The organism is Pseudoalteromonas marina (genome assembly GCF_000238335.3).
Lineage (GTDB): Bacteria > Pseudomonadota > Gammaproteobacteria > Enterobacterales > Alteromonadaceae > Pseudoalteromonas > Pseudoalteromonas marina.
The window spans coordinates 467,211-478,922 of sequence record NZ_AHCB03000005.1 but is presented as its reverse complement, the minus strand read 5'-3'; the positions used below and the strand labels follow the sequence as shown (position 1 = coordinate 478,922).

At 39.0% G+C, this 11,712-nt stretch carries 10 protein-coding genes; 4 read left to right on the top strand and 6 right to left on the bottom strand.

Annotation, left to right across the window (positions count from 1 at the left end; genetic code table 11):
* The first annotated feature begins 3 nt into the window (after window positions 1-3).
* On the top strand, window positions 4-1,335 hold the full coding sequence (gene xseA / locus PMAN_RS02270; protein ID WP_010555813.1) for an exodeoxyribonuclease VII large subunit: 1,332 nt from the start codon (window positions 4-6) through the stop codon (window positions 1,333-1,335).
* Here xseA and PMAN_RS02265 read toward each other — a convergent pair.
* The 3 genes from PMAN_RS02265 to PMAN_RS02255 form a co-directional block, all read right to left on the bottom strand.
* Window positions 1,332-2,012 (bottom strand): hypothetical protein, encoded by a 681-nt coding sequence (locus tag PMAN_RS02265; RefSeq protein WP_010555812.1) that lies wholly within the window; start codon window positions 2,010-2,012, stop codon window positions 1,332-1,334. The two genes, xseA and PMAN_RS02265, sit on opposite strands and share 4 nt — an antisense overlap.
* Before the next feature lie 35 nt (window positions 2,013-2,047).
* Complete coding sequence (gene cysE, locus PMAN_RS02260) at window positions 2,048-2,866, bottom strand: serine O-acetyltransferase (RefSeq protein WP_006791922.1); 819 nt, start codon at window positions 2,864-2,866, stop codon at window positions 2,048-2,050.
* A 142-nt stretch (window positions 2,867-3,008) separates the two neighbouring features.
* Window positions 3,009-3,938: a sensor domain-containing diguanylate cyclase gene (locus tag PMAN_RS02255; protein ID WP_010555811.1), complete on the bottom strand. Its 930-nt coding sequence runs from the start codon at window positions 3,936-3,938 to the stop codon at window positions 3,009-3,011.
* A gap of 302 nt (window positions 3,939-4,240) precedes the next feature.
* On the opposite strand from PMAN_RS02255, the gene PMAN_RS02250 reads away from it, so the two are divergent.
* Complete coding sequence (locus PMAN_RS02250) at window positions 4,241-4,648, top strand: hypothetical protein (RefSeq protein WP_033034915.1); 408 nt, start codon at window positions 4,241-4,243, stop codon at window positions 4,646-4,648.
* A gap of 1 nt (window position 4,649) precedes the next feature.
* Entirely contained in the window at window positions 4,650-4,970 is a 321-nt protein-coding gene (locus PMAN_RS02245) for a helix-turn-helix transcriptional regulator (RefSeq protein ID WP_010555809.1), read from the top strand.
* Window positions 4,971-5,140: 170 nt separating this feature from the next.
* On the opposite strand, the gene PMAN_RS02240 is transcribed toward PMAN_RS02245, so the two are convergent.
* Window positions 5,141-8,020, bottom strand: coding sequence for a M16 family metallopeptidase (locus tag PMAN_RS02240; RefSeq protein WP_010555808.1), 2,880 nt, complete (start codon window positions 8,018-8,020; stop codon window positions 5,141-5,143).
* A 257-nt stretch (window positions 8,021-8,277) separates the two neighbouring features.
* Between PMAN_RS02240 and PMAN_RS02235 the strand changes: the two genes are divergently transcribed.
* Window positions 8,278-9,234 (top strand): methylenetetrahydrofolate reductase, encoded by a 957-nt coding sequence (locus PMAN_RS02235; protein WP_010555807.1) that lies wholly within the window; start codon window positions 8,278-8,280, stop codon window positions 9,232-9,234.
* A gap of 89 nt (window positions 9,235-9,323) precedes the next feature.
* Here PMAN_RS02235 and PMAN_RS02230 read toward each other — a convergent pair whose 3' ends face one another.
* Together PMAN_RS02230 and PMAN_RS02225 are read right to left on the bottom strand one after the other, a co-directional pair.
* A complete protein-coding gene (locus PMAN_RS02230; protein WP_010555806.1) occupies window positions 9,324-11,057 on the bottom strand; it encodes a response regulator in 1,734 nt (577 codons plus the stop codon).
* Between the two features lie 2 nt (window positions 11,058-11,059).
* Complete coding sequence (locus PMAN_RS02225) at window positions 11,060-11,599, bottom strand: heme NO-binding domain-containing protein (protein WP_010555805.1); 540 nt, start codon at window positions 11,597-11,599, stop codon at window positions 11,060-11,062.
* Window positions 11,600-11,712: the final 113 nt, after the last annotated feature.

The window sequence follows — 11,712 nt, the reverse complement described above, 5'->3', positions numbered from 1 at the left end:
TTTATGTTTTCAAAGCCTTCGCAAACGGTTTATACCGTCTCGCGCCTTAATAGAGAGATCAGAACAGTACTTGAGCAAGGCTTTGCTTCATTAGTGCTTACTGGTGAAATTTCTAATTTTATTGCGCCAGCTTCTGGGCATTGGTATTTTTCGTTAAAAGATGACAAAGCACAAATTAAAGCGGCTATGTGGCGAGGTAATAACCGAAGCCAAAGTTACCGCCCAGAAAACGGCGCACAAGTAACAGTAAAAGCACGCGTATCACTTTATGAGCCCCGCGGCGATTACCAGCTTATTGTTGAACATATGGAACCGGCAGGCGAAGGCCAACTCAAGCAAGAGTTTGATGCGCTAAAAATGCGTCTTGCTGCTGAAGGACTGTTTAGCTCTGCATACAAAAAACCACTGCCGCAAAATATAAACCGTATTGGTGTAATCACCTCTGCAACGGGCGCAGCTATAAAAGATATATTAACCGTACTTAAACGCCGCGCACCGCAATTAGAAGTCATTATTTACCCAGCCATGGTGCAAGGTAAAGAAGCCCACATACATTTGATTAACCAAATAGAGTTAGCCAATGCACGCAACGAAGTAGACATACTTATTTTAGGGCGCGGCGGTGGTTCACTTGAAGATCTGTGGTGTTTTAATCACGAACAACTCGCCCGCGCTATTCATAACAGTGATTTACCTATTATAAGTGCCGTAGGCCATGAAATAGACACCACAATCAGTGATTATGTTGCCGATATGCGGGCCCCTACCCCCTCTGCGGCGGCTGAGCTTGTCAGTCCTAACACGCAAGAGTTGCATAGCAAAGTAACCCAGCTTATTAACCGCTTAAATAATGCATTTAAACATAGCATTGCAGATAAGCGTGCACTCGCAACCCAATTGCAACATCGTTTAAATCTATGCCACCCGCGCAATCAGCTAAATCAAAAAGCGCAGCGATTAGATGAGTTAAGTATTGCCTTACAACAAGCTATGCAAAGCCGGTTGTACCAACAAGAGCGCACGCTTAATAATTTAACGCCACGTTTAATGCGTCAATCTCCCGACAAAAAGCTAGCGCAAGCTTCTCATCAGCTGTCGCAGTTACAAGCAAGATTAAACCAAGCTATACAACAACAATTACAACAAGCCAATAATAGCCTGGCATTACAAGCAAGTAAGCTAGATTCGGTAAGCCCGCTTAATGTTTTATCACGCGGTTATAGCATCACTAAAACACAACAAGGGAAGGTGGTTAAATCTGTGGGTCAAATTAAAGCCGGTGATGTTTTAGTTACAGAGCTGGTCGATGGCTCTGTAAAGTCAACAGCGCTTTAAAGCTCTGTTGCCATTAGTAACGTTAGTTCGGTGTCGCTTGAAGTCGAGGTTGTTCTTTTAAATTGCAACCAAAGCTTTTGCTTCATTAACTTATCGTTTAGCTCTCGCCATTGGGTATGATCGAATGAATCGTTATCCGTTGGCGCTGCAAGTTTAAATTTACAAACCGATGTTTTACATTCTGCGCTGACAATATCAGGTATCGATGCTAAATCTGCGGTAAGTAAAAAATCCTGTAATGCGGTTTCAGTTTGATAAGCCCACTCTTCATCACGTTGTTGTTCATCAAACTGTGCCTGTAAAGCGGCTTGCACATCATTTGGAGCTCGCAACTGCTTGACCACACTTTCCATTACCGACTTTTGCTGAGCTAATTGAAGCTTAAGCTGTGTAACTTGCTCTTCTAGGGGAAGCTCATCAAGGGGTTGTGGATCTGGTTTAGGGGAAATATCTTTTTGCTCTAAGCGAGCACTTTGCTCAGGCGCAGCTGGTACAACACGCTTTGCTGTTGCTTCACTTATTTTAGCTGGCTGAACAAGAGGGATCTGCTGCTTTGTATCAGCATGCTGTACCTTTGCGGGAGTTGAGTCACTTGAAGCCAAACTAAAATATCCCCAAGTTAAACCCACACCAGCAATAAACCCAATTCCAAGGATTAAAACGTTTTCTTTGTTCATATTAATTCCCTTTAAATTTTATTTTTTATTCTATGTCACAGCATAGCGCTGGTATGCGATTCGTTTTCAGGCTCTGGTGTAGCTAAAAAGTTTTGGTTCATACTTTGCGCAGGACACGGGCATTCAGGTCTGCCAATAATTTTGGCAGGTACGCCAACGGCCGTTGTATGAGGTGGCACAGCAGTTAATACCACCGACCCTGCACCAATACGTGCGCCCTCACCCACTTCAATATTACCCAGCACTTTTGCACCTGCGCCAATTAACACACCCGCTCTAATCTTAGGATGACGATCGCCCTGCTCATTACCTGTACCACCAAGCGTAACCGATTGCAGTATTGATACGTTATCTTCAATGACTGCCGTTTCACCAATAACAATACCCGTTGCGTGGTCAAACATTATGCCTTTACCAACCTGACACGCAGGGTGAATATCTACGCCAAACACCTCAGAGGTACGGCTTTGAATAAAACGCGCCAGTTCTTTACGGTTTTGCTGCCACAAGCAGTTAGCTAAACGGTGAGCCTGAATAGCATGAAACCCCTTTAAATTTAAAATAACAGTCAGGTAGGTTTCTGCGGCAGGGTCTCTATCTTTTACAGCTTTAATGTCTTCTGCGACAAAAGACAGCATGCGATCGCATTTTACAAATGATTGATCGAATAATTCACGAATAGTAAATGCAGATACAACAGCATCCGCCAATTTATTAGCAACAATAAAGCTTAACGCCGAACCTAAACACTCATGGTTCAAAATACATGAATACACATGACTTGCTAAAAGTGGTTCGCGAGTGACGACTTCATTTGCTTCACTTCGAAGCTGTTGCCAAATTTCATGACGCATAATACTGAACTGCCTTAAATTGATATAAAAAAGAGCCTTTTGCTAAGTCTAACGGATTTAAAGCTCAAGGTGTTAACGCCTTAGTTATTTGTTCTGGTTATTAGGTATAACAAAGCACATTTAACAACTAAGTATTTAAAATTTAGTCAACCACGGTTAAATCGGCTGCACATACTAAATTTTTACCCGCAGTTTTTGCTTTGTATAATAAGTCATCGGCTTCTTTGACCATATTTTGTATTTTATAACTGTTACAAGGAATAACACTTGCCAGCCCAACACTAACAGTAAGTGTTTTACTTGGTAATGACAGCTCATTACAAATATTAAGCTGCTTTAGCTGCTCTACAATAGCATTAATAATTATTGTTGCTTGCTCAGAGTTTGTGTTGCCATAAACAAGTACAAACTCCTCTCCGCCAAAACGTGCGCAAATATCACTGGGTCTTTTTGTATATTGCTTAAGGACTGCCGCAACTTGTTTTAAACACTCATCACCTTGTTGATGGCCATAAGTGTCGTTAAGTAGCTTAAAGTCATCTAAATCAATTAATGCCAATGAAAGAGGCATGTTTAAACGCTTGCACCTATTCCATTCTTGCTCTAAAAAGCTATCAAAATAACCACGATTAAATATATCAGTTAGCCCATCAATATTGGCCAGTTTCTGGACTTCTTCTTCAGCGAGCTTTCGCTCTGTAATATTTTGATGCGTAATTACATAATAAAAATCAGTACTGTACTTAAATGGTACTACGCGCATCATAAACCAGCGTTTTTCATCATCACTATGGCATGGGTATTCTAAATAAAACGCTTCTTGCTCTGCATTAATAACAGCATTAATTCCCTTCAATGCCCTTTCGCCTATTTCGTCACCGTTGTCTGCGGCCTTTTTACAGGTAAATAAATAATTTTCTTTTTCCCAAGCACCGCATGAGCAGTCATTTTCTTCACCAAAGTTTTGCCATCCTTTATTTATAAAAACCATTTCTCCTTCTTTATTAATTACAACAACCTGCTCTGGCATAGTGTCCAAAACTAACTTTAAAAATAATTTATCATCTAGCACGCTTACCTTCAGACTTATAAGAATAATTGTCTGAAAGTATATGTACTTAGCGTTTTTATGACAAAAATAAATGCGTACTTTTCTTTAAATTTATTATTTACTCAATCAAAGAATAAAAATGATACGACAGCAACACTCATTTTAAACCTGAACGAAAATCAAATAAAACACATTAAAATCAGTAGTTAAACACACATGACATACACAGTGTCATATGACAAACTGCTCACTGGCATATTCATGACGGCGTAAAAAATAATAATAAACGCTAAATTAGCATCATCAACTCAACAAGGATAACGATGATGAAAAACGACATATTAAATACTAAAAAACTCGGCTATAAATTTTATTTTCAAGATGGCGACAATCAAATAGCCTGTTTTGGAAGTTACTTTACTGGTAAAGAAGAGGTGTACATAAACGATGATTTATTTAGTAAAAAGCGCAATGTAAATTGCACAAGCACCCACTCTTTTGATTTTGAGAACTCGCAGTACCAAGTAAAGTTTGACATGCTCAACATACTAACAGGGCGAATGGAGTGCACACTTTATAAAGATGCAAAAGTCGTTGCCAAACAAATTCAATGCAGTCTTCCTGACGATCCTAAAAAGGCTTTCTTTTTTATTGCTGGTTGCGCATTAGGCGGTGCAATGTTTGGCTATGCAACTGCAACCATTGTTGAACTATTTGTAGGGAAGCTTTAACGTGCAATTAAATCCTACAACTGTTAAATCACTCAGAGGCCAGTTAAATTGGACTCAGCAGCAACTTGCTGACGCCTGCGATGTTAGTTTACGAACAATTCAACGGGTAGAGAAAGAAGGTGCAGCATCAAAAGAAACAACAATGGCTTTATGTGCTGTATTGGAAGTACGCCAAGGTGAATTAATTAAACTTGAAGATAACACTAACTCTTGCGATGTTAGTCCAGCTTTAAACACGCGTAATATAACCTCAATTTTAGCACTATCGTCAGTAGTCAGCTTTATATTGGGGATGATCACTGTATTTTTTATAATGAGTTGAGGCGCTAAAAAATGTCAGAACGTAAAGAAAAAGAACGACGAGGCCATATCACATTAATAGCCATAATAAGCGCAGTAATAATTTTAGGGTTAGGGATAAAGGTTGGCTCAATGCTATAAAAAAGCCCCAAACGTGGGGCTTTTAATTATCTACAAGTCTTTTTTTAAGGTTTATTTAAAAACACTGTCAACTTTCACTACTTCAATATTGTTAGCCGGAATAGCTAATGCGTAATCGGCAATAACTTTATCCTCTGCAACAAGCGCCGCTGGTTTTTCTGTGTTGTAAACCATTGGCGATGTTTGCTCTGACACTAAACGTTTTTTCATATCTTCACCGTCACCGGTAATAAACACGTACTGCACGTTATCGGTTTGTAGATTATCTTTAATCACGCGATTCACATCAGCAAGCGTTAGCTTTTCAAGTTTACTTGTTACATATTTTACAAACGATTCTGTGTTATAAAATTCGCTATCAAGTGCATAACCTAACTGGCGGTTTTGACTTGCTACAAGCTGCGGCACGTAGTTAATTAAAAAGTTACGTGTTGCCTCAAAGTCTTTTTCGGTTAAGCCGTTTTTAATAAGCTTATCCAGCTCAAATAATGCGGTACGCGTTGCAAAGTGCGCGTCGTTGTTAGAGCGAAGTGGGCGCAACCATACTTGGAATATTTGCTCAGAACGCCCTAAATTTGCATCAGGCTTAGTTTGAAACATACCACGTGGGAAGTATTCAATATATGCGTAATCGCCGTAGTTCATACCGCGCGTTTGGCGAATTCGTTCATATAAGTATGAGTTAGAACTACGATGCTCACCAAAGTACGAACGCACAAGCCAAAGGGCAGTCCAATCTTCGCTGCTGCGAATAGTATCAATTGGGAAGCCAAACGACACTGCCGTCGATTGCGCTGATTTTTCTACAATCGTTGCATGATGACCTTTAAGTACTGGTGCATCAGGAATACTTAAACGGCTCTTTTCACCTTTAGGTAAGGTTGCTAAATCGCTCATAATATTTGCTTTAAGCGCTTTTGGCACGGCGCCAATTAAACCCAGTGTTAGTTTAGATTGAGTAAGCTCTGAATTGTAAAATGCTTTTACATCATCAAGCGTTAATGCTTCTAAATCAGAAATATCACCGTAGTTGTAGCTTTCGTATGGGTGGCCTTTGTAAAGCGTGCTGTAGAGTACTTCTTTACCTAGCTCTTCATCGTTAGATGCTTTTAATCCTGACTTAATACCGTCGATCATTTCTTTTTTAAGGCGTTTAAAGTCATCGTCTCTAAAGCCTGGGTTAAGTAATTGTTCGCTTACAAGTGCATACCAAGTTTCAGCGTTATCTTTATGAATACGCCCTTGGAACGACAGCATTTCTTTGTCAATCTGGTAACCAAAACTACCTGCAAGCGGATAAAGCGCTTTTTGAATTTCTTTGTAGCTGGTACTTTGCGACCCACCTTGAGCAAGCATTGCGGCGGTAAGCGCAGCTACACCTTTTTTACCTTGAGGATCAGCAGCAGCCCCTGTATTAAATAAAAAGTTTACATCAATCAGCGGCGAGCTATTGGTTTTATCAAGCACTTTAAATACAGGTGCCTCTGGGGCTTGTTCAAGTTTTGCAACTACTGCACTTAAACTCGCCTCTTCTGCAAACCCCGGTGCTTTATCAAGTGCCGACATGGTTACAGTAGTACGCGTGTTATCTACAAAGTATTTATTAGCAACCGCTTTAATATCTTCTGCTGTGATGTTGTCGGCCGACTTATAAAGCTGGTTAATTACTTCAGGATCGCGTTCAAAATGCATGTAACTTGCAAGCGTTGATGCAATTGCTTGCGAAGAATCTAAACCATTAATAAAGCCATATTTAAGGTTAGACTTTAAGTCACTTAATTTTTGTGCATCGACCAATTCTGTTCTGGCTTTTGCATAAGTGCGGTTAATGGCATCACGCGCTTTTGCTAAATCATCAGCGTTTTCTACTTTTACAAATACATGCAGTAAGCCTGGATCTTTGGTTTCTGGATTATAAGTAAACATTTGACTCGCTATTTGTTTATCAACAACGAGCTCTTGATATAAATCTGAGTTACTTGAAAAATAAAGCTGCGAGATTAAATCAAGTGCAGCTCTGTCTTTTTTAGCGGGTTCCCACGCAGCACCCTTATACGATACCAATAGCCAATGCCCCGGCAAGGCTTTATTTTGTTCATGCAAATATTTAGGAGCTTGCTGTTTTGGCTCAGCTTTAATATCGGCAACGTAATTGCCTTTTTCCCAACCACCCCAGTGTTTTTTAACCATTGCCATTGTGGCTTTTGGGTCAACATCACCCACAATAACTAGCGATACATATTCTGGCTTATAAAACTTATCAAAAAATTCTTTACCGTAAGCCATTTGGTCTGGCATGGCTTCTATGTCTTCAAAAAAGCCCATTGTGGTGTGTTTATAAGTGTGCTTTTCAAAAGCCTCTGCACGCACAGCACTTAACAACTTACGAATTGGACTGGCGTTATTTTTTAAGTACTCACCTTTTACCGTCAATGCTTCGGTTCTAAATTGCTCTTCGGTATAGGTTAAGTTTTGGAAAATATCAGCTTCAATCTCAAGTACTTTATCAAGGTGCTGCTTTGAAAAGTTTAAATGGTAGTTAGTGTAATCGTTGGTAGTGTATGCACGGTTATCAACCCCTGCATTTTTGAATATGGCGGTGTATTCGTCTTGCGGAAATTTTTTAGAGCCTTTAAATACCATATGTTCAAAAAAATGAGCAAAACCAGTTTTACCCGCTTCCACTTCATTGCGCGAGCCAACAGAAACCGGTATTTGCAGCGAAACGACATCAGGGTAATCCGTTTTTACAACCATTACACGTAAGCCATTCTCAAGCTCTTCAATTAGGTAATCTTGTGAAAAAACACGGTCATCAGCTTTTTTTATTTGTTCTTGTTTTGCTGTTTGCGTCGTTTCATTTTTTTGCATTGCACAGCCAGTTAAAGCGAGTGATACCGCAAGGCTTGTTGCTAATAATTTAAATTTCATAATTGTCCTTTAGTAAATTGAGCAAAGTTGTTGTCAAAATATTTACAATTTCACTACTAATTATGCCCCAAAGCCAATGAATATAAGAGCCCTCAGTCGCTTTATTATGTAAACAACTGTGTCATGCACTTAATTTAGGAACTCCTTTGTATGAATAACCCTCACGTTGCTTGAAAAACTTTCACTTAAAAAATCTATCTAGACGTCTAAATGGCTGCTATATTTAATCCATCAACCATTGAGCTGGAATGAGGATTATGGCTTTATCACTTCAAGAGAAAATTGAGGACACTAATCAAGGTGTTTATCTTATTGGCACAACGCCACCCAAAATAGGCACTGATAAAGCGCAGTTAAAAACCATTGCAGAAAAACTATTAGGCCGCTTACACGAAATCGAATACGACGGTGTTGTAATTTACGATATTCAAGATGAGAGCAGCCGTACTAATCAGGCTCGTCCGTTTCCATTTAAACAAACGGTTGATCCGCGTGAGTACAGTAAGTTGCTAAAAGACTTATCACGCCTAGATGTAATTACCTACAAAAGCGTAGCGCAACGCGGTGTAGCAGAATTTAAAGAGTGGCTAGATGAAACTAAAAACGAGTTTGATTTAAAAAATGTCGTTTTAGTGGGTAGCCCATCGTCGGAAGGTGATATTAAACTAAGCCTGCCTGACGCTTATAAAACATTAGCTGAGCAAAGTGATGACTTCTTTTTAGGAGGCGTAACCATTGCAGAGCGACATGCAAGCAAGCGCAATGAACACGAACGCTTAATAGAAAAAACAACACAAGGTTGCCAGTTTTTTATATCGCAAGCGGTTTATAATGCTCAAGCTACTATTGATTTAATAACAAGTTACGCGCGTACCTGCAAGGCACAAGGCGTTACACCAAAACGTATTATACTCACGTTTACACCATGTGGCGGTGAAAAAACCCTAGAGTTTATGCAGTGGTTGGGTATTTCAGTACCAGAGGCGACCAAATGGCGCATGCTTGACGCAGACAACACCTTGAGTGAATCGGTGCGTATTTGCCGCGAAAATCTCGATTCAATTTTAAAAAGCTGTGCACACCTAGACGTGCCACTGGGTTTAAACATTGAAAGCTTAACAAACCGTAAAGAAGAAATTGACGCATCAATTAACCTATACCGTTTATTAAAAGCAACTATGGAGCTCAACCTAGCTGAGAAACAAATAGCATAAAGTTAAACTAATTTACACCCTTCTTGGCAAGCTAATGCTTGCCTTTTTTGTCTCACTAACTTATTTAGTAAACAACTCAAAAACAAAAATTAAATACACACCCACTTTGCTATTACTTCAAACATACTTTCAACCTTAATGGGCTTTGAAATATAGCCATCCATACCGCAATCTTGCGCCTTTAATAAATCCGTTTCTCTTGTATTAGCAGTCATTGCAATAATGGGTAAATTTTTAAACTTTGCTTGTTTTTTTATTTCTGTGGCTGCCGTATAACCATCCATTCTAGGCATTTGGCAGTCCATTAACACACCATCGTAAGTTTTATGTTTTAGCGCATCTAATGCCTCAAGGCCATCGTTAGCAATATCAACAATTAAGCCATTTTTACGCAGTATTTGTGTTGCTACTTGTTGATTGAGCGGGTTATCTTCAACCAATAAAATATGAATGCCTTGCAGTTTTTGTTGTGTGTTTTGTGTATTTAAGCTCTCTTGTGATTCTGGTTTTTTTAGTGTTTTTATATGCATAATTTGTAAAAGTACGTTATGCAAAGTACTTTTAATTATTGGTTTTATGAGTACTTTATAAGTGTTATTACCAAACCCTAGTAGGCTTTCGTTTAGCGCTTTATTTTCACAAGGCGCTATTACAATTAGCTTTTTTGCATTTAATTTAAGCTTATTGCGCAAAGACTGCGCAGCACTATCATGATTTAAAGTTAAAGTTCGCCAATCTATAAATATAAAATCGTAATCATGAAGCATACCTAGCCGGTCTAATACTTGGTTGATGTTATTTACAGTGTCAAATTTTACTTCAAAACCTAAAAGCAGCGTTTGTAATGATGTTAACTGACTATCTGAACTCTCAATAACAAGTGCTCGCTTGGCTCTAATATGTGATATGTCAAACTCATTTTGCTTAGTCGAATAATTGAGTGGAATAGTAAAACTAAAGCAGCTCCCCTTATTTAATTTGCTGTTTACTGTAATATCGCCCTGCATTAGTTCGACCAATGTTTTGCTTATTACCAAACCAAGCCCCGTTCCACCAAACTTTCGGGTTGTCGATACGTCAGCCTGAGTAAAAGGTTTAAATAGTGAGTCAACTTGTGCTTGGGTCATCCCAATGCCGTTATCTGAAATAGAGAAAGCAACACTGCAATAACTATCTACTTTCTGAACTAGTTTTACAGCTAATATAACCTTACCCCGTGTTGAAAATTTAAGTGCATTATTTAACAGATTTAATAGTACTTGGTTGAGTCTTAATGCATCACCAATAAAAAAGTCAGGCAGTAAGGGGTCAATATCAAACACCACTTCAATTTTTCTTTGTGATGCTAGCGTGCTAATAATATTTACAAGATTTTCTAGGAAGGTATTAAAATTGAATTCTTTTTGTTCTAGCTCTATTTTACCCGCTTCAACCTTTGAAAAGTCTAAAATATCATTAATTATTCCTAATAAAGACTCTGCCGAATAATGAATTTTTTCAACATAGTCGCGCTGTTTTTCCGAAAGCTCAGTATCTAAAGCCAAATAAGCCATGCCTATTATGGCGTTCATCGGGGTGCGAATCTCATGGCTCATGTTTGCTAAAAAGTCTGATTTAGCCTCATTCGCAGCTTCTGCATCTTGTTTAGCCAGTTCAAGGTCGTGAGTTCTGTTAGCAACCTCCTTCTCCAAATTTTCAGCCGCACCTTTGAGTACCTTATTGGCTTCGTAAAGCTGTAACGACTTGGCTTCAAGTAGTTTTTCAGCTTCTTTTCGTGCCAAACGCTCTCGTTCTAATCTGCGCTGTAAAAGAGCTACATCCATATTTAACCGACCAGAGTTAAGTTAAATGTAGCAACTTGATGATCGTCACTGATATCGCTGCGTATGCTGATATTTTCCTTAAAATGCTCGGCTGCACCTTCTATTAACCCCTCAGCGAGCACTGCAAAGGGATTACTCGAATGGTAAACCATCTGCATTTGGGTATCACTTAATCGCTTGGTTTGAAAGCTAGGTAACTCAACGTCGGTATACAATTTTTCAACTTCTACATGTACGTGCCTATCTATGGTATCTAAAAAATCAAACGTGGTAGTGAGGTTTTCAAAAAACTGTGGATAGTAAACCAAGAAGCGTGTTAACAGATATTTTCCGTACTCTTTAACCAGTACATCTACTGGAACATCGACGATGTTGCTCAACGAAGTCACTAATTTTAAAAGCTCTTGCTTGTTATAGTTACCAACGCTGGTGTAAATCCCATTGGAATCCAGTTCGTTTTGTACAATAATTTGATCGGCAACGGCAGGTGAAAATGTGCTTTCGACCATTTCTAAAAATTCAGTAAAAATAATACCTTTCATCGCTCTACCAACCTATTAGTCGTAGATTAAGTATAGATTTAAACTGTAATAATGCACATTTGTAAGAAGAAAAAACACTTACAAAGTATTGCTATTTAATGGGGGGGGTATTT

Bases quoted from the DNA above. Each gene is read 5' to 3' on its own strand.
- xseA (WP_010555813.1), top strand. From the start codon at position 4: ATGTTTTCAAAGCCTTCGCAAACGGTTTATACCGTCTCGCGCCTTAAT.
- PMAN_RS02265 (WP_010555812.1), bottom strand. From the start codon at position 2,012: ATGAACAAAGAAAACGTTTTAATCCTTGGAATTGGGTTTATTGCTGGT.
- cysE (WP_006791922.1), bottom strand. From the start codon at position 2,866: ATGCGTCATGAAATTTGGCAACAGCTTCGAAGTGAAGCAAATGAAGTC.
- PMAN_RS02250 (WP_033034915.1), top strand. From the start codon at position 4,241: ATGATGAAAAACGACATATTAAATACTAAAAAACTCGGCTATAAATTT.
- PMAN_RS02240 (WP_010555808.1), bottom strand. From the start codon at position 8,020: ATGAAATTTAAATTATTAGCAACAAGCCTTGCGGTATCACTCGCTTTA.
- PMAN_RS02235 (WP_010555807.1), top strand. From the start codon at position 8,278: ATGGCTTTATCACTTCAAGAGAAAATTGAGGACACTAATCAAGGTGTT.
- PMAN_RS02230 (WP_010555806.1), bottom strand. From the start codon at position 11,057: ATGGATGTAGCTCTTTTACAGCGCAGATTAGAACGAGAGCGTTTGGCA.
- PMAN_RS02225 (WP_010555805.1), bottom strand. From the start codon at position 11,599: ATGAAAGGTATTATTTTTACTGAATTTTTAGAAATGGTCGAAAGCACA.